Source organism: Mycobacterium sp. 3519A (assembly GCF_900240945.1).
Classification (GTDB): domain Bacteria; phylum Actinomycetota; class Actinomycetes; order Mycobacteriales; family Mycobacteriaceae; genus Mycobacterium.
Window position 1 is genome coordinate 1,028,124 of the sequence record NZ_OESG01000012.1, and the last position, 22,943, is coordinate 1,051,066.

Sequence of the window (22,943 nt, forward strand, 5' to 3'; positions counted from 1 at the left end):
CGCGCGCGGCGCGCTCGCTCACTTGGGCAGGAGATCCTCCCACGACCGTGTCCCGGCGGGCGTCACGAGATCGGACTGGCGGTACACGTTCCCGTCGGGAGTTGCGTACTGACCTGTTTGTGGGTCATACGTCGCGAACGCGACCGACGGACCCGCAGATCCATTGGTAGAGAACGCACTCGGTGCAGTGGCCGCGGCCGGCTCTTGGGGCGGAGCCGACGGCGGCAGCGGGGTGCCTTCCACCGGCCCGTGGATCTGATCGTCGAAGTCCACCCGGTCGTCGGGCGGAATACCCTGCGCGATCAGATTGGGATCGATCGGATACGGGCCGAGCACATGCTGTCGCATCGCCAACGGTTCGAATGGCTGGTCGCTGTCGCAGATTTCGACAGTCGGCGCGCGCTTACCCGGCTTTCCCATGCACGGATAGTTGCGTGCACCGCGAACACCGATGGGCGAATCCTGGGGGAGCTTGCAGTACAGGCCATCAGGGGTGTCTATGTCCGACAGGTCGGCGGGTGACCGCCACGACGATGGCGGCAGGAAGCCGACCGTGCAAGCCGGCGGATCATTCATCGACATGGTGAAGTCCCCCATCGCCATACCGGTCGGGTTGTTCCTGGCCACACCAACTGTCTGCGTCGCGGCGACGTACGGCGGTAACAGCACGAGGAGTTGTTCCAGCGAAGCGTGGTAGGTGACGCCCACCCGACCGATGGTCGTCAAGTTGGCCAGCAGTACCGGCAAAGTGGGCTTGACCTGGGCCATCAACCGCGAAGCCTCGTCGGCCGCCGCCGGCCCGTTGTCCAGCAGGGTCCGCACCTGCGGATCGTTCGTCACTGCCTGCTCGGTGATCCCCGCCAGGCTGCGCGCCCAGGTGCGAATCTGGTCGGCGGACGCCTGCTGCCCTTCGAGGAGCGGCCTGCTGTCCTCGATGAGTGACCGCGACTGATCGCCGACGCCGTTCACATCACCGATCAGCGTCGACGACGAATCGATCAGCGATCCGATGTCGAACCCAGACCCGTTGAGTCCCTTGAACGATTCGTCGAGCAGTGTGCTGATCTTTTCCTTCGGGACGCTGTCGATCAGGGCACTGACCTGATCGAGCATCGGGCCGACGGCCTGCGGGATCGACGTGTTCTCCTTGGGAATCACCGAACCGTCTCGCAGGTAGCTACCGGACGTGCCGTCCCCGGTGTTCCTGGGTCGCAAATCCACATACTGCTCCCCGACCGCGGACACACTTCGGACGTCGGCCTGCACATCGGCAGGGATATTGCGGGACGTGCCCAGCGACAATGTTGCGACCGCGCCATCGCGGGTGGGGCTCACGTCGGTGACCTTGCCGATCTCCACACCGCGGTATGTCACGTTGGAAAACCGGTAAAGCCCGCCAGTGCCCGGTAATTCGAGCTTCACCGTCATGCGGCCGATGCCGAGCAGAGTGGGGGCCTGAATGTAGACCATGATCATCACGAATACCCCGATGACCGAGGCAACGGTGAAGATGATCAGCTGGTTTCGGACGAAACGGGTGAGCATCAGCCGCCTCCCTCGCTCGCCGGGTCGTCCGTCAGCGGCGGCAGATCCGCGACCTCAGGCGGTGTCGGCGTGACGGGCGCCTTGAGCGGATCGAACGTGTAGGTGGAGTACCAGGGATCCCCGGGCGCGGGTGTCAAAGGCGCGCCTTCCTGCCCCCACCGCGTGCCGAGGAACAATCCGCGTTTCAGCCGCGGGACCGTGAAATCGAAGACGATGAATTGGTTCATGTAGTCACCCCTGATCGCCCGGTCGATGAAGCTCTGCGTGTAGGGAAACGTCGGTGCGTAACCGATAACGGTTCCCAGATCGGGTCCGACATCGGCGAGCGCGCGCAGGGTCGGCTCCAGATTCTTCAGGTTGCGGACCAGGTCGGCCTGGGTGTCGTTGATCAAGCCGGTTGCGGTGTCACTGAATTCCCCGAGCTTCTGCAGGGCTGTGGTGATCCGGGGCCGCTCTCGGGTCAGCACCTCCAACGCGGACGGAATCCTGTGCAGCGCAGCTGTGATGACATCGCGTTGTCCAGCGAAAGTCGCGGACAACCGGTTGAGCGCAGAGATGGACGCGTTGATCTGGTCGCGCTGGGAGTCAAGCATGCCGACGAAATCATTGAGCCGCCTGAGCAAATCGCGGATCTGGTCTTCTCTGCCGTTGAGTGCCGCGTTGAACTCTCTGAGGATGTCACCGGCTTGGCCCAGTCCTCCACCGTTGACGACGACCGACAGCGACGACAGCGTCTGCTCGGTGGACGGATAGGACGACGACTTGCCGAGTCCGATGGTCGCGCCCGGGTCAAGTCTGCCGCTCGGAGGTTGGCCGACCGGCGGATCCAGTGTCAGGTGCATCGAGCCAAGGAGGCTGGTCTGCCCGACCGTGGCGACCGCGTTCGCGGCCACCGCCACATCAGGCTTCACCGATACCTCGACGTCGGCGTGCCAGTCCCGCACCGTCATCTTTCGGACGGTGCCGACCACGACGTCGCCGATCATGACAGGCGAATTGGGTTCCAGCGTACCGACATTGGCCACCTCCACGTGATAGGAGGTGCCATCGCGCCCGCTGCCCACCGTGCCGGGCAACGGCAACGAATTCAGTCCGTTGAATCCGCAACCGGACGCGGTGAGCACCGCACACGACACCGCCGCGAATCGACATTGCCAACGCCGGATGCTCATGCTGGCGGTGTCCCTTCGGGCGGCGCGGGTGGCGCGGGTTGCGCGGCCTCTGCCGGAAGCATCATGTCCTGCAGGTTTGCCGGCGTCGATGGAGCAGGAATCGGCGCACCGGGGTACAGGGCCGCTGTCGGATTGGCTGGCAAACCGCCGGGCGCATCGAGTCCGGGGGCAATCGGCGGTCCATTCGGCGCTGGCGGCGGCGCGACGTCGCCGGTGCCGGTATAGGCTGAGACCGCCGGATCAGCGAGAGTCCCTGGCGCGCTTGCCCCTTCGCCGCCGGGTGCCAGTTTCGGATCCGAATAGATCAGGTTCTGCGGACTCGGCGACTTCGCCAGGTACGCGTTGAACGGCATCGGCAGGTAGTTGAAGTTGAGCAAGCGCAGCGCCGGGCCGAGGTACTGTGCGCAGAGCTTGGCGGTCTCGGCGCTGGTGGCGTTCTGCAGAGCGCCGATCGATGAGCAGACCAGTTGCACCGGGTTGGCGAAGTTACTCATGGCGAATCCACCGAGCATGGTTCCGGTGTCGGGGTTGTAGATGTTGTAGCCATTGCCGATGGCGTTGGGCGCGACGTGCAACACGTTCTCGAGCTTGAGGCGGTTGTCCGCGAGGTTCTGTGTCACGTCCGCAAGCCGCTGAATCTGCTCGGCGGTGGCATCCCGGCTCCCCGCGATGAAGCGCTTCACCTCGCCGACGGCCTCCGACAGGTTGGTCAGCGCCGCATCCATATCCGACCTGCTGGCGTCTACCACGCTGCTCACCGTGGCGAGACGATCCTGGAACTGCACAATCTGGGTATTGCTGTCCCGCAATGCGGTAACGAAGATCTGCAGATTCTTGATGATGTCGGCGATGTTTCCGCTGCCGTCGGCAAGGATTCTGCCAACACTGGACAACTGGGAGATCGTCTGACGCAGCTTGTCCCCGTTACCGTCCATCGCGTTGGCCGCACTGTCGATGATGCGAGCGACGGAGGTCGTCGACAGTTCGCCCGTCGGGCCGAGTTCCGTTGCAAGGCGCATCAATTGGGCCTTGACTTCATCCCATTCCACCGGAACAGCGGTGCGATCCAGCCCGATGACGGCCCCATCGGCCATCAACGGACCCCTCGAGACCGCAGAATCGTAGGCGGGTGTGAGTTGCAGATAACGCGCCGCCACCAGGTTCTGCGCGACGATCACCGCCTTCGCATCGGCGGGAATCGGCACGTCGTTGTCGACTGTGAACGTCATCTTCGCCTGAGACTCGCCGGGTTCGATGGACGTGATGGTGCCCACCTTGACCCCCGAGATGCGAACCTCGTCGCCGGGATAAATCGACGTCGCGGAGGTGAAATAGGCGGTGATCGTTTTCGGGGCGAAGTAGGTTTGACGGACAATCAACGCCGTTCCCGACACCAAAAGCACCACCAGCACAACCAGCAGTGCCGCGGAACGCTGCTTCCGGCGGGTCATCGTGACCCGCCAGGAATGCCGTTGTAAGGAAACGGAAACTCAGCACGCGGGCCGGCGTTGTCCGGTGGTTGACCGGCGTCGACTCCGCGCCGGAACCCGAAGATGTAGTCCAGGAACGGTTGTAGGGATTGTGACGGGATGAGGTTGCCGACAAAGGCGTTGTAGTAGAAGCCGTTGTTGACCGCCTCACCCTGCGTCACTTGGTACTTGGCGAGGCCCTCGAGGGCCTTGGCGATATTGTCGCGGTTCCGCTGCAGCATCTCCGACACCGAATTCAGCTTCTCCAGCGTCGGCGCCAACGCCTTTTCGTTGTCGTGCACCATGCCGGTGAGCTGCGCAGCCACCGCCGACGTGTTGGCGAGCAGGTTGACGATCGCATAACGCCGTTGTTGGAGAACACCCATCAAGTCGTTGGCGTTGAGAATCAGCGCGTTGACTTGCTGGCTCCGTTCGGACAGTATCCCCGTCACGTCGGCCGCGCTCTTGAGTAAGCCGCCGAGTTTCTCGTTCCTGGCGTTCAGGGACTGCGACAGTCGGGTCATGCCGTCAAAAGTCGGTCCCAGCTGAGGTGACAACCGGTCAATCGTCTCGGCCAAGGTGTCCAGTGCCTGATTGAGCGATGCGGTGTCCGTTGCCGCCGTGTTCGCCGTGACGTCGCTGACCGCCTCTGTCAGCGAGTACGGCGACGAGGTGTGCGACACCGGAATGATGTCGGCCGGCCCCAATGTGCCTGAGCCACTCGGCTCAAGGGTCAGGATCCGCTCGCCGAGCAGTGTCCCTGTCCGGATGTGGGCCGTGGTACTTGATCCGAGCCGCACGCGCCCGTCGAGTGTGAATGTCACCAGCGCCTTGCCGTTTCTCAGCGACACGTCGGATACGGTGCCCACCTTCACACCGGACACCTTGACGGCATTGCCTGCGCTCAGACCGCCCGCCTCGGTGAACATCGCTTGGTGTCTGATCGACGTGGCCATCGACCAGAGTTGCTCCGGTCGCAGCCCGACGATGATGACGAGCGCGATCAGCACGACGCCGATGAAACCCGCCCGAACGAGTGAAGATCCACGGTATTTCAGCATCAGGGTTCTCCACACCTCGCCGTGTTCTGGATGATCCACGGGAAGTACGCGGTACGACCCTGAAGGTCGGTGACCCGTACAGAAAGACCGCAGAGGTATTGGTTGAGAAAGCTGCCATAGGCGCCGATCCGCACCAGCTTGCGGTAGTTCTGGGGCGCCTTCTGAATCGAAATATCAAGCAACGCCTTGTCTTTGTCGAGCAGCGGCGCGACGCGGCTCAACTGGTCGACGGTGCCTGCCAGCGGCGGACGAGCTTGGGTGAGCAGGTCCGCCAGTGACGCGGTGCCGTTGTCCAGTGATGCGATGGCGGCGCCGATCGGGTCACGTTCCTGCGACAGCCCGGTGATGAGTTCCTCGAGACGGTCGACTGCGCCGGAGAATTTGTCGCCGTCCTTGGCGACGGTTGCCACCACCTCATTGAGGTTGTCGATCAACTGCTGCACCGTCTGACCGTTGTCCGCCAGGGCGCCGGTGAACGAAGCCGTCCTGCTGAACAACGACTCGACATTGCCGCTCTGCCCCTGCAGTATCTGAATGAGAGACCCGGTCAGCGCGTTGACATCCTGCGGATTCAGGCCCTGGATAACGGGCTTCAGTCCGCCCAGAAGTAGGTCGAGATCCAGCGCGGGCTCGGTGCGGTCACTCGGTATCCGCGTGCCCGGCGGCTGGATTCTCGTCGAGCCTGGACTGTCTACGAGTTCGAGATAGCGGTCACCGACCAGGTTGAGGTAGCGCACCGCGACCTTGGTGCCGGTGGTCAACTTGACGTTCTGGTCGGCCGCAAAGTTCACCAGCACCGTGTTATCACTTTGCAGTGCAACGTTGTTCACCGTACCGACGCGAATGCCGGCAACCCGTACCGAGTCACCGGTCTTCAGGCTCGATACATCGGAGAAGACGGCGGAATATCCATTGGCCGAACCGGTACGGTACTGGCCGAAGATGGCGAACAGCGCGGCGGTCAGTAACACCATGACGACACCGAATGCGCCGAACTTGACGGCTGGTCTCCAGGAGCCCCTCACCCCGGTTGTCCGATCTGTGAGGAGTTGCGCGGCGGTCCGTCGATAGGCCCGAACAGCCACTGTTTGAGTGCATCGGAGTTGAGCAGGATGCCCTGGTTTCCGTACTGCGCCTGATCGGCGCCGATATCCGAGACCACGAACGGCGCCCTGTTCTGGTACCCGACGTCGGGCAGACCAGCACACTGGGGCCCGCCGCTCGCGGCGACCTTCGGAAGGTTCTGCGGATACCGGTAGCGCTCCCTGCCCAGAACGAACGAGTCGAGGAGAAGAACACCCGGCACCGGTGACGGCGGACCTTTGGCAAGTGGAACCAGACCTGCCAGACCACAGTTGATGCCCTGGTTGTACTGATTGGTCAGGTCGGTGGTCGGGACCAGCAGATGTAGGACGTCGGTGATCCCCTCTCGATTGCTTGACACGACGTCGTTGCCGATGTCGGCCAAGCCGATCGCACTGACCAACACCGCGTCGAGGTCCTTCTGCTTGGCGACGATGGTGTCACTGAATCGGGTGGAATTGCTCACGGTATTCACGAGATCGGGTGAAGCGTCCGCATAGGCATTCAACACATCCGGGGCGACGGCGATATCGTTGCTCAGGTCGGGCAGACCCGGTTCGATCTTTGCGAGCAGTTCATCCAGATCCGTCAGCGTCTGCCCGAACTTCTCGCCACGTCCGCTGAGTCCGGACGACACAGCGCCGAGAGTCTCGTTCAGCTTGGCCGGTTGGACCTTGTCCAGCACGGCCACGAGTTGCTGGAAGATCGTGTTGATCTCGACGGTGACGTGCTGACCCCGAATCACCTGGCCTGCTGAAAGCGTCTGCGATGACGGATCCTTCGGCGGTACCAGGTCGACGAACTTGGCGCCGAAGACCGTCGACGACGTGATGTCGACGCCGACATCGGCCGGTATCAGCTGCATGTGCGAGGGATTGATCGCGAGGTGCAACTCGGCGGTGCCGTCAGGACGCGCGTCGATCGACTCGACTCTGCCCACCTCCGCACCGTGCAGTTTGACCCGTGCGTCGGGGTTCAACACCAACCCGGCGCGATCCGAAATCACAGTGACCGGAATGGTTTTGGTGAAACTGCCGCGGAACAGGCCAGCCGCGACCGCGACGATCGCAACGATCGCAACCACGGTGGAAAGGCCCGCGAGCGCTCGCACAGTGCTGGGTTTCACCGCCACCTTCCTTATCCCGACAGGTTGAAGTTGCCGTTCGAGCCATAGATCGACAGCGAGACCAGCAGGGTCACCGAGACCACGACGACCAGCGAGGTGCGTACCGCGTTACCCACGGCGACCCCGACACCGGACGGGCCGCCTGCGGCGAAATAGCCGAAGTAGGTGTGTATCAACAGGATGGTGATCGCCATCAACACCGCTTGGAAAAACGACCACAGCAGGTCGATCGGATTGAGGAAGGTGTTGAAGTAGTGCTGATACAGGCCACCGGATTGGCCGAACAACACGACCGTGGTGAACTGCGACGCCACAAATGACAGGATCACGGCGATCGAGTACAGCGGGGTAATTGCGATCATGCCGGCTACGATCCGGGTGGACACGAGATATTCCACCGGCCGAATGCCCATCGTCTCGAGCGCGTCTATCTCTTCATTGATTCGCATCGCACCCAGCTGCGCGGTGACACCGGCGCCGAACGTCGCCGCCAACCCAATCCCCGCCACCACAGGGGCGGAGATACGCACATTGATGAAGGCTGCCAAAAACCCGGTCAGGGCCTCGATCCCGATATTGCCCAACGATGAATACCCTTGCACCGCCAGGGTTCCACCAGCAGCCAGGGTCAGGAAGCCGACGATGACCACTGTGCCGCCGATCATCGCCAATGTGCCTGCACCCATGGAGATCTCGGCGATCAAGCGGATGATCTCTCGGCGGTAGTGCATGGCGGCGTGCGGTGCCCCGCCGAGCGCCCGCAGGTAGAACAGCATGTGATCGCCCACCCGTGACAGCACGTCGATCGGTCGCCGGGCTTGGCGGGTCAGCCGTGGGTAGGCCGACCGCAGAATAGTCGTGGTCCCCATCCGATGCCCCGGCTATCCCGTCGTCATCCGGATGCCGATGGCGGTGACAACGACATTGATCACGAACAGCGCCATGAACGCGTACACCACCGTTTCGTTGACGGCGTTCCCGACGGCCTTGGCACCACCGCCGGAAATCGTCAGACCGCGATAGCAGGCCACCAGCCCCGCGATCAAGCCGAACAGCATCGCCTTGACACACGAAATAATCACTTCGGGTACACCGGTCAGCAGTGTGATGCCCGCGGCGAATGCACCGGGGTTGACGTCCTGGATGAACACCGAAAACGTGTATCCGCCGAGGATTCCGATGATGACCACGAGGCTGTTGAGGAGCAGAGCCACCAAGCCCGAGGCCAGCATCCGAGGCGTCACCAACCGCTGCACCGGATCAATGCCAAGCACCTCCATCGCGTCGATCTCTTCGCGGATCGTGCGCGACCCCAGATCGGCACACATCGCCGTGGCGCCGGCCCCGGCGACGATCAGCACCGTGACAATCGGCCCCACCTGGGTCACGGCGCCGAACGCCGCACCCGCGCCGCTCAAGTCCGCGGCACCGAGTTCACGCAACAGGATGTTCAGCGTGAAGCTCACCAACACCGTGAACGGAATCGCCACCAACAAGGTGGGCGCCAGCGACACCCGCGCGATGAACCAGGACTGCTCCAAGAACTCGCGCCACTGAAACGGCCGACTGAAAACATGCCGAATTGCATCCGCCGACATCGCAAACAGCCCACCGACGGCCTGCATCGGGCCCGAGAAGCCGCGTATCCGCCCCAGGCCCGGCGACCAGCGGTCCACCCGGCTGTCGGTAGCTGACATCGCGGCTCCTTGGACGAGGCTGGCGGGGCGGGTCCTGGTGTCGATCAGTGCCCCGACCGGGAACACTGACACCCCGGTGGGCCTCGGCACAGTGAGCGTCCCGCTTAATGGGAAGGCCGATCAGCGGAACGGCATGTGGACAAGGCCGCCTCACATGGCACGCTGGTCAGGTGGCCGATACGACCGAGCTGACCGCCAACATCGAGAACGACCTACGCGAATTGAGCACCCCGTCAGGGACGTTGCGCTATTACGACGCCGGAGAAGGCACGCCTCTTCTCTTCCTCCACGGCTCCGGGCCCGGAGTGACAGGTTGGCGCAACTTCCGCGGAATACTCCCGACGTTCGTCGAGCACTTCCGTTGCCTCATCCTCGAGTTTCCGGGCTTCGGGGTGAGCGATGACTTCGGCGGGCACCCGATGATCACCGCACAGGGCACGGTGCCGCCGTTCCTGGATCAGCTGGGCCTGGACCAGGTCCACATCGTCGGTAATTCGATGGGTGGTGGCGTCGGCGTCAACTTCGCGATCAACCACCCGGATCGCATCGGCCGCCTCGTGACGATAGGCGGAATCGGCACCAACATCTTCAGTCCTGGCCCCAGCGAGGGCATCCGGCTGCTCCAGGAATTCACCGAGAACCCCACCCGCGAACGACTCGTGGATTGGCTGAACTCGATGGTGTACGACCAGTCCTTGATCACCGACGCGCTGATCGAGGAACGCTGGCAGTTGGCGACCGATCCGGAGACGCTGGCCGCCGCGCGTCGAATGTACGGAAAAAAGGCATTCGCTGCGATGATGGCGGCGATGAAGGCCGCCGACGTGCCGATGCCGTGGGCGCTGATGCACAAGGTCCAGGCACCCACTCTGCTCACGTGGGGGCGCGACGACCGGGTCAGTCCCCTCGACATGTCCCTCATCCCGATGCGCACGATTCCCAACGCAGAACTCCATGTGTTTCCCAATTGCGGTCACTGGGCCATGATCGAGGCGAAGGAGGCGTTCGAGAGTGCGGTGCTGAGCTTCCTCACCCGCTAACGAATCGTCGTGGTCGAACAATCAATCACGGCGTGTCCCGACCCGCGACGCCCTCGATCAACAGGGAGTGCGCTTCTGGATTGCCGTCGAGGACGCGGCTCTTGCGTTTGGCGATCTGCCAGCCGCCATCGATACGCTCCAGTGCGAAATGGTTTGCCGCAGCACGCCATACGCGGTAACCCTCGCCGTCACGGATCAGAACGAGAGATTCGCACACCGCAACCGCCGTATCGCCGGTAACGGTGACGACCGCAGGCCCGAGAAAGTGGCAGCATCCGCCTGCGACGAGCTTCTGATGGGACGAGGAGCTGACCATCGCGCGCACATCGGCACGGCTACCCATCGTCCAGCCCTCGACGTCGTAGCTGCCGTCGAGCGCCCACAGTTCCGCGGCATCGTCGGCGCTGCCCGAGTCCACCAAGGGGCCGTACGATGCGATCAGCCTGGCGATCGCACGTTCGTCCTCCAGCCGTTGCAGCCGCTCCAGTATGTCGTCATTCACGTCAGTACCCCGTTCCGCCGGTGGCCACGTCCCATAGCCGTTCGAGTTGTTGGCAGTAGTGCACTGCGCTGCGCGCCTTGATCGCCACGGTCGTCGCGGTAGCTCCGGCCCGACGCAGCTCTTTCAGGCGGTCGCGCACCACCGCCGGATCGGCTTGCGGGTCGAGCACGGTGGACAACGCCACCACGAAACCCGTTGGGATGTCGACGTCGTCGAGCATCACCCGCACCGCATCCGGCGTCAGCCCGAACGGCATCCACCCGTCGGCCAGCCTCTCTGCCCGCCGCAACGAGGCGACAGTACGGCCGCCGACCCAGATTGGCACCCTCGGCTGCACAGCGCACGGGTCGACGATCATGTCGGCGAACTCGTAGAACTCGCCGCGGTATTCGGGGCAATTCGTCGACAGTGCGGTCCGCAGCGCCGCGATCGCATCGTCAGCCCGTGCAGCCCTGCGTTCCCATGCCGCGTCGAGGAGCTCGAATTCCTCTGCCAGCGAGCCGATCCCGACACCCAGGATCAATCGCCCACGGCTCACGGTGTCCAACGTCCCGTACCGCTTGGCGATCTCGAGCGGGTGGTGATAGCCAAGCACCACCACAGAGCTCGCCAATCGGATCTTCGAGGTACGCGCCGCGAGAAAACCCAACGTAGCCAACGGATCCCAGTAGACCGCCCCCCGGGTCGGAGCAACGGCGCGCGGAATTGCGACATGCTCCGAGCACGTCAGGTAGTCGAACCCGAGGCAGTCGGCTGTCTCGGCGATCAAGGCGAGGTCGTCGATCGTCGCGGAGTCCTCCCAGTCGCCTGCCACTCCCGGCACCTGCACCACGATCGGGGTGGACAACCCCAACCTCACGGTCAGTGCGCTCCTGCGATCAGCGCCTTGATCGCCTCGTGGGATTCCAGCACCACGCGCGCCCTGTCGGGGACGCTGTTGGCCGCGGCTCGCCCAGCGTTGCCACCGGCGACGTAGACAGGGCCGTCGGCCAGATGTGCGAGCCCCTCTGCCGCCACCTCCGCGGGATCGTTGACGACGATTCCGGGGGCGTCGAAGTTGAGCCCGACGCGTTCCATCGCCGGCGTGCGTGTCACTCCGAGCACCAACTCGAGGACATCGACGCCCTGCTCGCGCAGTTCCAGCCACAGGCTTTCGGCGAAGATTCGGGAGAACGCCTTGGCGCCTGCATAGATGGTGTGCCGCCACGCACCCATGTATCCCGCCAGCGACCCGACCAGCAGTATGCCGCCCCGCCGACGGGCGACCATCTCCCTGCCGTAGTGCTGCACCATCTCCAGCATCCGGGTGACGTTGAGGTCGGTGACCTTCTGAAACTCCGTGAGGTCAGATTCCAGGAACAGCTCGTTACAGGTGCTCGCGCCCGCGTTGTAGATCAACAGTCCCACCGCTACGTCGGCGGTGGCCGACGCAATGCGCGAAACTGCGTCGGGCGCAAGCAGATCCACCGAAACAGTGCGCACCGTCGCGCCGATACCCCGGCACTTCTGGGCGGTAGCCTCCAGCGGCTCGGGCTTGCGCGCGATCAGTACGAGATTGAAGCCGTCCTCGGCGAGCAGCCGGGCGAACTCGGCGCCCACCCCCTCCGACCCACCCGCGATTACCGCCCACGGCCCGTATTTGTTCGCGTCCGCTGTCATGGTGGTTCTCCTCATCGTTGGGTGGCACCCGCATCGACGGGCAGCGCTACGGCGGTGATATAGCGTGCTTCGTCGGATGCCAGAAACAGTGCGGCGTTCGCGACGTCGACTGCGTCGATCCACGGCACCGCAAGCAGATTCATCGATCGCGCAGCCTCGGCGAACTCGGCCCGTGTCGGCGTTCGATCCAGGTCGGGCCGGAAGGCACTGCTGACGGCGTCGTTCTGGATCAGCGGCGTGTCCACGTTGGTGGGGTGTACGGAGTTCACCCGGACGTTGTGCGGTGCGAGCTCATGGGCGAGGCTCCGCATCAATCCGACCAGCCCGTGTTTGGCGGCGGTGTAGTGCGCGACGGCGAACAGGCCGCGCAGCCCGGCGATGGAACTCGTCAACACCATCGCGCCACCACCCCGCGCGATCAGGTGTGGCGCACTGGCCCTGCACGTGTGCCATACCCCGGTGAGATTCACGTCGAGCATCGTGCGCCAAGTGCTTTCGCTCATGTCGACTGCCATGGCGCGTGACGTGATGCCCGCGGTCGCACACACCACGTCGAGTCCGCCGAATCGGTGGATCCCGCGCTCGGTGGCGGCTTGGACCGCGGACAGATCCCGAACGTCCACGACTTCGCCGTGTACGCCGCCACCCGCGTCGTCCACTTGTCGCATCGTCTCCTCGAGATCGGCCGCGGTGCTGGGCGGGACAACCACGGTCTCAACGGGTCCGCACACGTCCAGCGCGATGACGTCGGCACCCTCCTGTGCGAAGCGCACCGCCTGCGCCCGACCGATCCCCCGCGCCGCGCCCGTGATCAGGGCCACCTTCCCGGAAAGCCGGCCGCTCATGTCGTCTTCTGCGTCAGGCCGGCGTCGACGACAAGCTGAGCGCCGGTGATATAGCGTCCTTGATCGGAGGCCAGGAATACCGCGGCGTTGGCGATGTCGACGGGCTCAACCCACGGCACAGGCAGAAGATTGCGTGCCGCGAGTACTTCGGCGGCGTCTTCGGCAGTCGGATCCGGCAAGTCGGGCCGCAGCCGCTTGAACGTCACGTCGTTGAGCACCATCGGGGTTGCCACCGCGCCGGGGTGGATGGTGTTCACCCGAATCCGGCTGGCACCCAGCTCATTTGCCAGAGTCCGCGCCAGCCCCACCACTGCGTGTTTACTCGCCGTGTAGTGCGCGGTGTTCGCCGAAGCGCGGATTCCATTGGTGGAGCTGATGATCACGACCGAGCCGCCGTCCCCGATGTGTGGCACGCCCGCCTTGACTGTGTGCCACACACCGGTGAGGTTGATGTCCAATGTGCGCTGCCAGTCCAGCGGACTGAGCTCCCAGGTGGGTGCGCCTGTCAGGTGGATGCCCGCGTTGGCGACTATCACGTCCAACCGGCCGAGGTCGCCGACACCGACGTCGACTGCGTCGCGCATTTGGTCGAAGTCGGCGACGTCGGCAAGATTTGTCACGCAACGCCGACCGCGCTTGACGACCTCGATTGCCGTAACGGCCAACTCCTCCTCGGCCGACGCGGTGTCGACCGCGATGACGTCGGCGCCCTCATCTGCGAACCGCTCACAGTGGACCCGACCCGTACCGCGCGCCGCGCCGGTGACCAGCACAACCTTGCCGTCCAATCCGGACATCAGGACGTTTTGATGAGAGTGAAGCCTTTGTAGCCGGCGTTGGCGACTTCGGCGCAGATGTCGTTGTAGGTCGCGAATCCGCCGAGGAACAACATGAAGCCCCGCGGTTTGCCCGGCACATTGGCCCCCATGTACCAGGAATTCGCCTTCGTGAACAACGTCGCCTCGGCGCGCTGAGCGAGTTCGACGCCCCAATTGTCCACCGCGTCGGCGGTGGCCTCGATCGCGGTGTATGAGTGCTCGTCGAGGTAACCGATGGCGTCGGCGATCCAGTTCACGTGGGCCTCGGCGTGCAGCACCATGTTGGCGAGCACGGCAGGCGCTCCCGGACCGGAGATGATGAACAGGTTCGGGAATCCGTCGACGCCAAGACCCAGATAGGTGCGCGGACCGTCCTTCCAGTCGTCACGCAGGGTTTCACCGCCACGGCCGACGATGTCGATCTTGCCCAGCGCCCCCGTCATCGCGTCGAAGCCGGTGGCGAGCACGATCACATCGACGTCATAGTGGGCCTGTGAGGTGTTGATTCCGGTCGTATCGATCGATTCGATCGGAGTATTGCGCACGCTGATCAGTCTTACGTGCGGCTTGTTGAACGTCTGAAAGTAGTTGCTGTCAGTGCAGATCCGCTTGGTACCGATCGGATGATCCGTCGGAATCAACAGGTCGGCGACATCCGGGTCGTCGATCACTGCCCGGACCTTTTCTTCGTAGAACTTGCGCGCTTCCTCGTTGGCCTCGATGGTCAGCATCTGATCGCTGAAGGTCTTGGAGAACAGCACACCGCCCAGTTCCCACCGCTTTTCGAACGCTGCCCGGCGCTCCTCGGGCGAGGCTTCCATGGTCAACTTGGGGTGGGCGATGTGCGGCGACCCGCCGCCGCTGCGCCAGGAAAGCCTGCGCCGCTCAGCGTAATTCGCCTTCACGTCGGCGACATCCTGGTCGGTCAACGGCTTGTTGCCCGCCGGGACACTGTAGTTCGGGGTGCGCTGGAAGACGTAGAGTGCCGATGCCTGCTCGGCGATCACCGGGATCGACTGAATGCCCGACGACCCGGTGCCGATCACCGCGACTCGCTTGCCGGTGAAGTCCACCTCCTCATGTGGCCAATGGGCCGTGTGAAAGATGTCGCCTGCGAATGTCTCGAGACCGTCGAAGTCCGGCGTCATCGGCGCCGACAGCGGACCGGTGGCCATCAGACAGAAACGCGCGGTGAGCGTTTCGCCGCCGTCGGTGGTCACCGTCCACCGCAGCGTCCGTTCGTCGAGCAAGGCGGAGACCACTCGTGTGTTGAAGGTGATGTCGCGGCGCAGATCCAACTTGTCGGCGACCCAGTTGATGTACGCCAGAATCTCGGCTTGCGTGGCGTACTTCTCGGTCCAGGACCATTCCTGCTGCAACTCGTCGGAGAACGAGTAGCAGTAGTCCACGCTCTCCACGTCGCAGCGTGCGCCGGGATAGCGGTTGAAGTACCACGTTCCGCCCACCTCGGGGGCCGCCTCGATGACCCGTACCTCATACCCCTGCGACCGCAGCTTGTGCAGTGCGTACAGACCCGCAAACCCTGCGCCCACCACAACGGCGTCGATCGCTTCGTCGGCTGTGCTCTCCACGCGTTCAGGTTAGAAAGTTCGACGACCGATCACCGTGGGTTTCCCGGTCACCGGACGCTGCGCCGGCCGCCTCCCGCGTACCGGGCGCGAACCGCGCCGTGCCGCGACGGTCTCGTGAGAATCTGCCCATGGCAGAAGACACCGAACACGGCGCCACCGCCGCCGAGGCCATCGTCGCGGTGCAACTGGACGGCCACCTGCACAGCTTGCAGTGGCCGCGCGACAAGAGCCTGGTCGACACGATGCTCGACGCCGGTATCGATGCGCCCCACTCGTGCCGGGAAGGCCACTGCGGTTCCTGCGTCGCCACCCTGGTATCGGGCAAGGTCGAGATGGCGTCGTGCGACATCCTCGAACCGGAGGATCTGGCAGAAGGACTCATTCTCGGATGTCAGGCGCGGCCGGTAACGGACAATGTCCGAATCGAGTACTGAAGGCGATTTCCGTCCGCTGATCGGGATGGCCCTCCGGTGCACATACGGATTGCGGTAGACCATCGGATCAGCCCAAGAGTAAGGACCAACAGTTATGAGCGACCGGGTACTCGACCGGGTCATCGAGATGGCCGACCAGTTTCGCGAGCAGGCCACCGAAGCCGAGAAGATCGGCCGGCTGACCGACAGCACGGTGAAGGCCATGAAATCCGCCGGGTCGATTCGACTGTTGCAGCCGAAGAGCCACGCCGGCTATGAGGTCCATCCGCGCGAGTTCGCCGAAACGGTGATGGCAACCGCCGCATTGGATCCGGCGGCCGGTTGGATCAACGGCGTGGTGGGGGTCCACCCGTATCAGTTGGCATATGCCGACCCACGGGTGGCCGACGAGGTGTGGGCCGACGACGTCGACACCTGGGTGGCTTCGCCATACGCACCGCAAGGTGTGGCCAAACCCGTGGACGGTGGTTACCTCTTCAATGGCAGGTGGCAGTTCAGCTCCGGCACCGATGCCTGCGACTGGATCATTCTCGGGGCCATGCTCGGGGACGCCGACGGTAAGCCGCTGATGCCGCCTCAGATGCTGCACATGATCCTGCCGCGCAAGGACTACGAGATCGTCGAGGATTCGTGGGATGTCGTCGGTCTGCGCGGCACCGGTTCCAAAGACGTCATCGTCAAGGACGCATTCGTGCCGTCGTACCGCACGATGGATGCGATGAAAGTCATGGACGGCACCGCGCAACGCGAGGCCGGCATGACCGAGCCGCTGTATCTGATGCCCTGGTCGACGATGTTCCCGCTCGGGATCAGCTCGGCGACCATCGGCATCGCCGAGGGTGCACTGGCCGCACACCTGGACTACCAACGGGAACGGGTCGGCGCCAACGGCACGGCCATCAAGGACGACCCCTATGTGATGTATGCGGTCGGCGAGGCCACCGCCGACATCAACGCAGCACGCCAGGAACTGTTGGCCAACGCCGACCGGATCTACGACATGGTCGCCGCGGGCAAAGACGTCAGCTTCGAGGACCGTGCGGCGGGCCGGCGTACCCAGGTGCGCGCGGTGTGGCGCGCCGTCGCCGCCGTCGACCAGATCTTCGGCAGGTCCGGTGGCAACGCGCTTCGCATGGACAAGCCCTTGCAACGGTATTGGCGCGATGCGCATGCAGGCCTGGCGCACGCCATCCACGTGCCGGGCACCGTCTATCACGCGTCCGCGCTGAGTTCACTGGGCGTCGATCCGCAGGGTCCTCTGCGAGCGATGATCTGACACGAAGGAGCCCGATGACCGACCCCCACCTCATCAAGAGCCTCGGCTACGTCACCGTCTCGGCCACAGACATCGACCGGTGGCGGCACTTCGCTTTCAGAACCCTCGGATTCGCGGAGGGCTCCGGTCCCGACCCCGACTCGCTCTACTTGCGGATGGACGAGCGCGCCGCCCGCATCGTCGTCGTCCCCGGTGACCGCGACCGAATCGTCGCAGTCGGCTGGGAAGTGCGTGACCATCGGGCATTGGAACAGCTGAAGAGCAGACTGACCGGGGCGGGCGTCGTCGTCAAAGAGCTTTCGCTCGAGGAAGCCGACGCGCGTCGAGTCGAGGAGGTCATCACCTTCGACGATCCGGCGGGCACCACGCTCGAGATATTCCACGGCGCAGTGCTCGATCACAGCCCCGTCGTGACCCCGTTCGGTGCCAGGTTCGTCACCGGTGATCAAGGTCTTGGCCATGTGGTGGTGCCCGCCATGGACGTCAACGGGCTGTTCGAGTTCTACACCGGCGTGCTCGGCTTCCGCTCGCGCGGCGCGTTCCGGGTGCCTGCGCCGCCGGAGTTCGGGCCCGTGCGGGTCCGGTTCCTCGGCATCAACGAACGCCACCACAGCCTGGCTATCTGTCCGGCGGCGGGCGTGCGGGATCCGGGTCTGGTGCACATGATGGTTGAGGTCGACAGCCTGGACACGGTCGGCCAAGCCCTCGACCGCGTCAACGCCGACGGGTTCCAACTCTCTTCGACGCTGGGACGGCACACCAACGACAAGATGGTGTCGTTCTACGTCCGCGCGCCCGGCGACTGGGACATCGAGTTCGGCACCGACGGCATGCGGGTCGACGAAACGTATTACACCGCTGAGGAAATCACCGCCGACAGCTACTGGGGCCACCAGTGGGTCAGCGACCTGCCTGCGGCGATGCGGCCATGACAGCGGAGGCCGACATCTACCCCACGCCGGCCGGCGAGGTCGAAACTTGGGACTTCGAAGCCGATGTCGTGATCGCGGGCTACGGAGTCGCCGGCGCAGCGGCGGCGGTCGAAGCCGCCACGGCAGGCGCGGACGTGTTGGTCGTCGAACGCACCGGCGGGTGGGGCGGAGCCGCCGCGATGGCAGGCGGGTTCATCTATCTCGGCGGTGGCACCGGGCTGCAAAAAGCATGTGGCTTCGACGATTCCATCGAAGACATGGCCACGTTTCTGAACGCGGCGATGGGGCCGGGCGCCGATCAGAATCGCGTCGGTGATTACTGCGCGGGAAGCGTCGACCATTTCGACTGGCTGGTGCGCTGCGGCGTCCCGTTCAAGCCGGAGTTCTGGGGCGAACCCGGCTGGGAACCGCCAGGCGATCAGGGCCTGATGTTCACCGGCGGCGAGAACGCCCACCCTTTCAACACGCTCGCCAAACCCGCTCCGCGCGGCCACATTCCGCAGATGGCCAACAAGCGCGCAGGGGAAGCCAGTGCCGGCTACATGCTGATGAAGCCGCTGGTCGACACCGCAACGTCGCTGGGCGTGAGGGCCATCTACGACGTCCACGCAACGTCTTTGGTGGTGCAGTCCGACGGCCACGTCGCGGGACTCGTCGCCCGCCAATACGGCAAGCCGCTCGCGATTCGCGCGCGCCGTGGTGTCGTTCTCGCCTCCGGCAGCTTTGCATACAACGACGCGATGCTTGCGCAGTACGCACCGCGGCTCGTCGGACGTCCAGCTGCGTCGATCGAACAGCATGACGGGCGGGCGATCCGGATGGCGCAGGCTCTCGGCGCGGATCTCGCTCACATGGACGCCACCGAGGTGGCGTTCCTGATCGACCCCCAGCAGACCGCCCGCGGCATCCTGGTCAACGGCCGCGGCCAGCGGTACGTCCCCGAAGACATGTACTCCGGTCGCATCGGGCAGCTGACGCTCTACCACCAAGACGACACCGCGTACCTGATCATCGATGGCGATGCGCAAGAGGAGGCGATGTCCGCCACCTCGGCGACACCCTTCCTCAAGCGCCCCGCGTCGTGGATCTGCGAAACGGTGGCCGAACTCGAAGTCCAGATCGGACTTCCGCCCGGTGCGCTGCAAGCCACCGTCAGCGCGTACAACGACGCCGCCGCACGTGGCGAGGACCCGTTGCTGCACAAGAAAGCTGAATGGTTGAAGCCGATCGGCACACCCGTCGGTGCGATCGATCTACGCGGCAGTTGCGCGGGTTTCACGCTCGGCGGGCTGCAGACCACGCTGGACTCCGAGGTGCTGCACGTCAGTGGCGCGCCGATCCCCGGTCTGTATGCGGCAGGCCGCTGCACGGCCGGTGTCGCGGCGTGGGGCTATGCCAGCGGTATCTCCCTTGGTGACGGCAGCTTCTACGGTCGCAGAGCCGGCCGCTCGGCCGCCAAAGGCTGACCCCTCTCCCCTTCCCGCGAGCGACCGTGTCTGTGCGGCGACACGCCGCTGTGGTCGTGCATTTTGCGGTCGCTCGCACCTGGTTTCTCCATCTGTGTGACAGCAGCCACATGCGTGTGGTACAAAATGTCATATTACTAATAGTCATATGCCGTTCAGTAGCGACACAGACGTGGAGTGCCCATGACAGCGACCCTGGAATCCCCTGTCCCCAGCGAAAGCGCGGAGGCCTGCACCCCAAGTGCGGTCATCGACCGGGTGTCGTTGGTCCTCGACGCGTTCGACGGACCGGGCCGCCTGACGCTTGCCCAGATCGTGCGCCGCACCGGTCTGCCTCGCTCGTCGGCACATCGGATGCTCGAGCGGCTGGTGAAGCTGCGTTGGCTGCGCCGCAACGGACGCGACTACGAACTCGGTATGCGGCTGGTCGAACTGGGTTCACTGGCCGTCCATCAGGACCGTCTCGTGCGCGCAGCCACGCCCATGCTTCACGAACTACACCGCGCGACTGGGCTGGTTGCCCACCTGGCCGTGCTCGACGGGGCCGACGTCGTTTACCTGGACAAGGTTGGCGACCGGATGACCGCCGCGATCCCGACCAGGGTCGGCGGGCGCCAGCCGGCCCACTGCACCGGGGTCGGCAAGGCGATCCTGGCCTACGCCGACGCACTCGACGACGTCGACCTGTCCCTGCGTAAGACCAAGTACTCAATCAGCACGCGAGCGCAACTCACCGCCGAGCTGGCCAAGGTTCGCGCTCACGGCGTGGCGTTCGAGCGCGAGGAATCGCTGCCTGGATTCGGCTGTGTGGCAGCACCTATCGGTTCCCCCGGGGAAGCGGTGGCGGCTGTCTCAGTGTGCGGACCCTTGAACCGCATGACATTCGACCACCGTCTGGTAGCTCCGGTGCGGATGACCGCGATGGGGATCTGGCGCAACGTCGAGGACGGTCCGCAGCGGGTTGCGCCTACGCTGCAGCAGATGCGTCCGCTGCGCCCCGGCCCGCCGCTGCAGTACGCATGACCCTTGATCCGCAGATCGCAGATCTGATCGAAGCGCTCGACGGCGGCTTCCCGCCAGTCCACACCATGACTGGTGCGCAGGCCCGTGCCGCCATTCGGTCCCGCTTCGTGCCACCGGCCGAACCAGAACCTGTCGGCCGCGTCGAGGATCGGGTGGTGCCCGGCACTGCCGGTGACATCGACGTCCGGATCTATCGTCCCTCAGGCGTCGTGCCAGACGGCGGCTGGCCGGTCATGGTGTTCGCCCACGGCGGCGGCTGGGTTTTCTGCGACCTCGACAGCCACGACGGATTGTGCCGCGACTTCACCAATCGCATTCCCGCCGTTGTGGTTTCGGTGGCCTATCGACTGGCCCCCGAACACCCGTGGCCAGCCGCCGCCGAAGACATGTACGCCGCGACCCAGTGGGCAACCGAACATGCGGCCCAGATCGGCGGTGATCCGGGTCGGGTCGTTGTCGGCGGAGACAGCGCGGGCGGCAATCTGGCTGCGGTGACAGCGCTGATGACTCGCGACCGGTCGGGGCCGGTGTTGGCGGGACAATTGCTGCTCTATCCGGTCATCGGCGCCACGTTCGATACGAAGTCTTACCACCAGTTCGGGCGCGGGTTCTACAACCCCCGGGAAGCGCTGCGTTGGTATTGGGATCAATACGTGCCCAATCCGTCGGATCGCCTGCACCCGTACGCTTCTCCGCTATCGGCGGATCTGTCCGGAGCGGCTCCCGCGGTCATCGTGCTCAACGGGCACGATCCGCTCCGCGATGAAGGCGTCGCCTATGCCGACGCTCTGGCGGCCGCGGGGGTGCCCACCGTTCGCTGCGACTACACCGGTGCTGTACACGGTTTCATGACGATGCCAATGCTCAACATTGCCCATGACGCACGGCGGCGGGTATGTGCGGAATTGGCGGCGCTGCTCGATCCCGACAGACGCGTTGCTCAGTGACTCGTGACAGGCTCGGATAGACTGGCTGCGGTGGTGCGCTCCGATAGGGACGCGACGGGGCCGTAACGCTGATCGGGGTCCAGCACACAGTGGGTGCGCCCGAACACCGTCACCATGCACTTGTTGTTGTGCGTGCACCGACTGCGTGTGGACGGGTCGGCGATCATCCGGTTGACCAGGTCCGGTTCGCGTAGTAGTGCCCGCCCCATCGCCACCAAGTCAAAACCTTCCGCCAAGCCGGTTTCGAGGTGATCGCGGTTGGTGATTCCGCCGAGCAAGATCAGCTTGGTATTACGTACCACGGGAACGAATTGGCGTGCGTTAGGCAGCATGTAGAGGTCTTCGTACGGATAATCGCCCATCGCCCACTTGCCGATGAACCGGATACCTGTGCGCATCGGTTGCGGCATGACCTCCGCGAATTCCTTGACCGGAATATCGCCACGGAACAGGAACATCGGCTTGAACACCGAAGAGCCCTGGGTCAACTCGATCGCGTCCAAGGTCGCATCGGCGTCGAGCAACTGCGCGGTGCGAAGCGCCTCGGTCACCCAGATGCTGCCGGGCACCCCGTCGTCCATGTTGAGCTTGGCGATCACCGCGATCCGGTCGCCCACCACATCACGCACCCGGCGCGCAATCTCGCGGCAGAGCCTCGACCGGTTGTCGATATCCCCGCCGTAGTCATCCTTGCGTCGGTTGATGAGCGGGCTGAGGAACGAGCTGGGTAGGTACAGATGGCCGAAATGCAGTTCGACGGCGTCGAATTCGGCGTCTACGGCTACCCTGGCTGCGGCACCGAACCGGTCTATGACAGCGCCGATCTCGGCACGGGAGATCTCACGGCAATAGGCCATCGACGCCGGGTTGATGAACCGGCTCGGCGCCACCGGCGTGACGCCCGTGAGCTTCTTGTGGGCCACCACGCCGGCATGACCCAGTTGCGCCGAGACCGCCGCGCCCGCATCGTGCACCGCATCCGTGAGGCGGCGTAGGCCGGGCAGTGCGCGCGGGCTCATCACGATTTGGCCGGGCGCGCTGGCGCCCTCGGGGGCCACGCAGCAGTAGGCCACAGTCGTCATGCCGACGCCGCCTTCGGCGAAAGCGCGATGGAACGCGATTAACTCGTCGGTGACCAGACCTTCGGGTGAGCGGCCCTCCGAGGTCGCGGCTTTGATCGTGGGATTCCGCAGTGTTACCGGGCCGAGCTTGACGGGGGTGAACGGGTGTCGCCCATCTGCGCTCATCGATCCACC

At 64.5% G+C, this 22,943-nt stretch carries 22 protein-coding genes; 7 read left to right on the forward strand and 15 right to left on the reverse strand.

The features are described 5' to 3' along the window. Nucleotides 1-18 precede the first annotated feature (18 nt). From C1A30_RS07110 to C1A30_RS07145, 8 genes are read right to left on the reverse strand one after another with little or no spacing between them, the layout of a single operon-like run. Nucleotides 19-1,545, reverse strand: a complete 1,527-nt coding sequence (locus tag C1A30_RS07110; RefSeq protein ID WP_101947459.1) for an MCE family protein — start codon at nucleotides 1,543-1,545, stop codon at nucleotides 19-21. After that, entirely contained in the window at nucleotides 1,545-2,717 is a 1,173-nt protein-coding gene (locus tag C1A30_RS07115) for an MCE family protein (RefSeq protein ID WP_101947460.1), read from the reverse strand. Before C1A30_RS07115 ends, C1A30_RS07110 begins: the two co-directional genes overlap by 1 nt. Further along, nucleotides 2,714-4,168, reverse strand: coding sequence for an MCE family protein (locus C1A30_RS07120; RefSeq protein ID WP_101947461.1), 1,455 nt, complete (start codon nucleotides 4,166-4,168; stop codon nucleotides 2,714-2,716). The genes C1A30_RS07115 and C1A30_RS07120 overlap by 4 nt, the downstream gene beginning before the upstream one ends. Then, on the reverse strand, nucleotides 4,165-5,247 hold the full coding sequence (locus C1A30_RS07125; RefSeq protein WP_101947462.1) for an MCE family protein: 1,083 nt from the start codon (nucleotides 5,245-5,247) through the stop codon (nucleotides 4,165-4,167). Before C1A30_RS07125 ends, C1A30_RS07120 begins: the two co-directional genes overlap by 4 nt. Continuing rightward, nucleotides 5,247-6,272 carry an MCE family protein gene (locus C1A30_RS07130; protein WP_255413201.1) on the reverse strand — a complete coding sequence of 342 codons (1,026 nt, stop codon included), beginning with the start codon at nucleotides 6,270-6,272 and terminating at the stop codon, nucleotides 5,247-5,249. The genes C1A30_RS07125 and C1A30_RS07130 overlap by 1 nt, the downstream gene beginning before the upstream one ends. Then, complete coding sequence (locus C1A30_RS07135) at nucleotides 6,269-7,456, reverse strand: MCE family protein (protein WP_101947710.1); 1,188 nt, start codon at nucleotides 7,454-7,456, stop codon at nucleotides 6,269-6,271. The genes C1A30_RS07130 and C1A30_RS07135 overlap by 4 nt, the downstream gene beginning before the upstream one ends. Nucleotides 7,457-7,467: 11 nt before the next feature. Further along, the gene (locus C1A30_RS07140) at nucleotides 7,468-8,325 is read right to left on the reverse strand and encodes an ABC transporter permease (protein ID WP_101947464.1); all 858 of its coding nucleotides are present in this window, start codon (nucleotides 8,323-8,325) and stop codon (nucleotides 7,468-7,470) included. Between the two features lie 12 nt (nucleotides 8,326-8,337). Continuing rightward, nucleotides 8,338-9,153 carry an ABC transporter permease gene (locus C1A30_RS07145; RefSeq protein WP_101947711.1) on the reverse strand — a complete coding sequence of 272 codons (816 nt, stop codon included), beginning with the start codon at nucleotides 9,151-9,153 and terminating at the stop codon, nucleotides 8,338-8,340. 170 nt (nucleotides 9,154-9,323) lie between these two features. Here C1A30_RS07145 and C1A30_RS07150 point away from each other — a divergent pair, with 170 nt between their 5' ends. Further along, complete coding sequence (locus C1A30_RS07150) at nucleotides 9,324-10,193, forward strand: alpha/beta fold hydrolase (protein ID WP_235009677.1); 870 nt, start codon at nucleotides 9,324-9,326, stop codon at nucleotides 10,191-10,193. Nucleotides 10,194-10,218: 25 nt separating this feature from the next. On the opposite strand, the gene C1A30_RS07155 is transcribed toward C1A30_RS07150, so the two are convergent. Genes C1A30_RS07155 through C1A30_RS07180 form a run of 6 tightly spaced genes read right to left on the reverse strand, consistent with a single transcriptional unit; the run spans nucleotide 10,219 to nucleotide 15,609 of the window. Beyond that, nucleotides 10,219-10,695, reverse strand: coding sequence for a nuclear transport factor 2 family protein (locus tag C1A30_RS07155; RefSeq protein ID WP_101947466.1), 477 nt, complete (start codon nucleotides 10,693-10,695; stop codon nucleotides 10,219-10,221). Nucleotide 10,696: 1 nt separating this feature from the next. Continuing rightward, nucleotides 10,697-11,554, reverse strand: a complete 858-nt coding sequence (locus C1A30_RS07160) for a TIGR03619 family F420-dependent LLM class oxidoreductase (protein WP_101947467.1) — start codon at nucleotides 11,552-11,554, stop codon at nucleotides 10,697-10,699. A 2-nt stretch (nucleotides 11,555-11,556) separates the two neighbouring features. After that, on the reverse strand, nucleotides 11,557-12,354 hold the full coding sequence (locus tag C1A30_RS07165; protein WP_101947468.1) for an SDR family oxidoreductase: 798 nt from the start codon (nucleotides 12,352-12,354) through the stop codon (nucleotides 11,557-11,559). Between the two features lie 11 nt (nucleotides 12,355-12,365). Further along, nucleotides 12,366-13,199, reverse strand: coding sequence for a mycofactocin-coupled SDR family oxidoreductase (locus C1A30_RS07170; RefSeq protein WP_101947469.1), 834 nt, complete (start codon nucleotides 13,197-13,199; stop codon nucleotides 12,366-12,368). Next, nucleotides 13,196-13,996 carry a mycofactocin-coupled SDR family oxidoreductase gene (locus C1A30_RS07175; RefSeq protein WP_101947470.1) on the reverse strand — a complete coding sequence of 267 codons (801 nt, stop codon included), beginning with the start codon at nucleotides 13,994-13,996 and terminating at the stop codon, nucleotides 13,196-13,198. Before C1A30_RS07175 ends, C1A30_RS07170 begins: the two co-directional genes overlap by 4 nt. Then, nucleotides 13,996-15,609: an NAD(P)/FAD-dependent oxidoreductase gene (locus C1A30_RS07180; protein WP_101947471.1), complete on the reverse strand. Its 1,614-nt coding sequence runs from the start codon at nucleotides 15,607-15,609 to the stop codon at nucleotides 13,996-13,998. Before C1A30_RS07180 ends, C1A30_RS07175 begins: the two co-directional genes overlap by 1 nt. Nucleotides 15,610-15,737: 128 nt before the next feature. On the opposite strand from C1A30_RS07180, the gene C1A30_RS07185 reads away from it, so the two are divergent. The 6 genes from C1A30_RS07185 (at nucleotide 15,738) to C1A30_RS07210 (ending at nucleotide 21,687) form a co-directional block, all read left to right on the forward strand. Then, on the forward strand, nucleotides 15,738-16,043 hold the full coding sequence (locus tag C1A30_RS07185) for a 2Fe-2S iron-sulfur cluster binding domain-containing protein (RefSeq protein ID WP_101947472.1): 306 nt from the start codon (nucleotides 15,738-15,740) through the stop codon (nucleotides 16,041-16,043). Nucleotides 16,044-16,137: 94 nt separating this feature from the next. Continuing rightward, nucleotides 16,138-17,319 (forward strand): acyl-CoA dehydrogenase family protein, encoded by a 1,182-nt coding sequence (locus tag C1A30_RS07190; RefSeq protein WP_101947473.1) that lies wholly within the window; start codon nucleotides 16,138-16,140, stop codon nucleotides 17,317-17,319. Between the two features lie 14 nt (nucleotides 17,320-17,333). Then, a complete protein-coding gene (bphC, locus tag C1A30_RS07195; RefSeq protein WP_101947474.1) occupies nucleotides 17,334-18,251 on the forward strand; it encodes a biphenyl-2,3-diol 1,2-dioxygenase in 918 nt (305 codons plus the stop codon). Then, the gene (locus C1A30_RS07200) at nucleotides 18,248-19,717 is read left to right on the forward strand and encodes an FAD-dependent oxidoreductase (RefSeq protein ID WP_101947712.1); all 1,470 of its coding nucleotides are present in this window, start codon (nucleotides 18,248-18,250) and stop codon (nucleotides 19,715-19,717) included. Before bphC ends, C1A30_RS07200 begins: the two co-directional genes overlap by 4 nt. A gap of 183 nt (nucleotides 19,718-19,900) precedes the next feature. Then, nucleotides 19,901-20,740 carry an IclR family transcriptional regulator gene (locus tag C1A30_RS07205; protein ID WP_101947475.1) on the forward strand — a complete coding sequence of 280 codons (840 nt, stop codon included), beginning with the start codon at nucleotides 19,901-19,903 and terminating at the stop codon, nucleotides 20,738-20,740. Then, nucleotides 20,737-21,687 (forward strand): alpha/beta hydrolase, encoded by a 951-nt coding sequence (locus C1A30_RS07210; protein WP_101947476.1) that lies wholly within the window; start codon nucleotides 20,737-20,739, stop codon nucleotides 21,685-21,687. Before C1A30_RS07205 ends, C1A30_RS07210 begins: the two co-directional genes overlap by 4 nt. Here the strand turns inward: C1A30_RS07210 and C1A30_RS07215 are convergent. After that, nucleotides 21,681-22,934 carry an NADH:flavin oxidoreductase gene (locus tag C1A30_RS07215; RefSeq protein WP_101947477.1) on the reverse strand — a complete coding sequence of 418 codons (1,254 nt, stop codon included), beginning with the start codon at nucleotides 22,932-22,934 and terminating at the stop codon, nucleotides 21,681-21,683. The two genes, C1A30_RS07210 and C1A30_RS07215, sit on opposite strands and share 7 nt — an antisense overlap. Nucleotides 22,935-22,943: the final 9 nt, after the last annotated feature.

Coding starts and splice junctions, on each gene's coding strand:
- C1A30_RS07205 (WP_101947475.1), top strand. CDS start 19,901: ATGACAGCGACCCTGGAATCCCCTGTCCCCAGCGAAAGCGCGGAGGCC.
- C1A30_RS07190 (WP_101947473.1), top strand. CDS start 16,138: ATGAGCGACCGGGTACTCGACCGGGTCATCGAGATGGCCGACCAGTTT.
- C1A30_RS07140 (WP_101947464.1), bottom strand. CDS start 8,325: ATGGGGACCACGACTATTCTGCGGTCGGCCTACCCACGGCTGACCCGC.
- C1A30_RS07165 (WP_101947468.1), bottom strand. CDS start 12,354: ATGACAGCGGACGCGAACAAATACGGGCCGTGGGCGGTAATCGCGGGT.
- C1A30_RS07120 (WP_101947461.1), bottom strand. CDS start 4,168: ATGACCCGCCGGAAGCAGCGTTCCGCGGCACTGCTGGTTGTGCTGGTG.
- C1A30_RS07215 (WP_101947477.1), bottom strand. CDS start 22,934: ATGAGCGCAGATGGGCGACACCCGTTCACCCCCGTCAAGCTCGGCCCG.
- bphC (WP_101947474.1), top strand. CDS start 17,334: ATGACCGACCCCCACCTCATCAAGAGCCTCGGCTACGTCACCGTCTCG.
- C1A30_RS07170 (WP_101947469.1), bottom strand. CDS start 13,199: ATGAGCGGCCGGCTTTCCGGGAAGGTGGCCCTGATCACGGGCGCGGCG.
- C1A30_RS07125 (WP_101947462.1), bottom strand. CDS start 5,247: ATGCTGAAATACCGTGGATCTTCACTCGTTCGGGCGGGTTTCATCGGC.
- C1A30_RS07175 (WP_101947470.1), bottom strand. CDS start 13,996: ATGTCCGGATTGGACGGCAAGGTTGTGCTGGTCACCGGCGCGGCGCGC.
- C1A30_RS07210 (WP_101947476.1), top strand. CDS start 20,737: ATGACCCTTGATCCGCAGATCGCAGATCTGATCGAAGCGCTCGACGGC.
- C1A30_RS07200 (WP_101947712.1), top strand. CDS start 18,248: ATGACAGCGGAGGCCGACATCTACCCCACGCCGGCCGGCGAGGTCGAA.
- C1A30_RS07145 (WP_101947711.1), bottom strand. CDS start 9,153: ATGTCAGCTACCGACAGCCGGGTGGACCGCTGGTCGCCGGGCCTGGGG.
- C1A30_RS07110 (WP_101947459.1), bottom strand. CDS start 1,545: ATGCTCACCCGTTTCGTCCGAAACCAGCTGATCATCTTCACCGTTGCC.
- C1A30_RS07185 (WP_101947472.1), top strand. CDS start 15,738: ATGGCAGAAGACACCGAACACGGCGCCACCGCCGCCGAGGCCATCGTC.
- C1A30_RS07115 (WP_101947460.1), bottom strand. CDS start 2,717: ATGAGCATCCGGCGTTGGCAATGTCGATTCGCGGCGGTGTCGTGTGCG.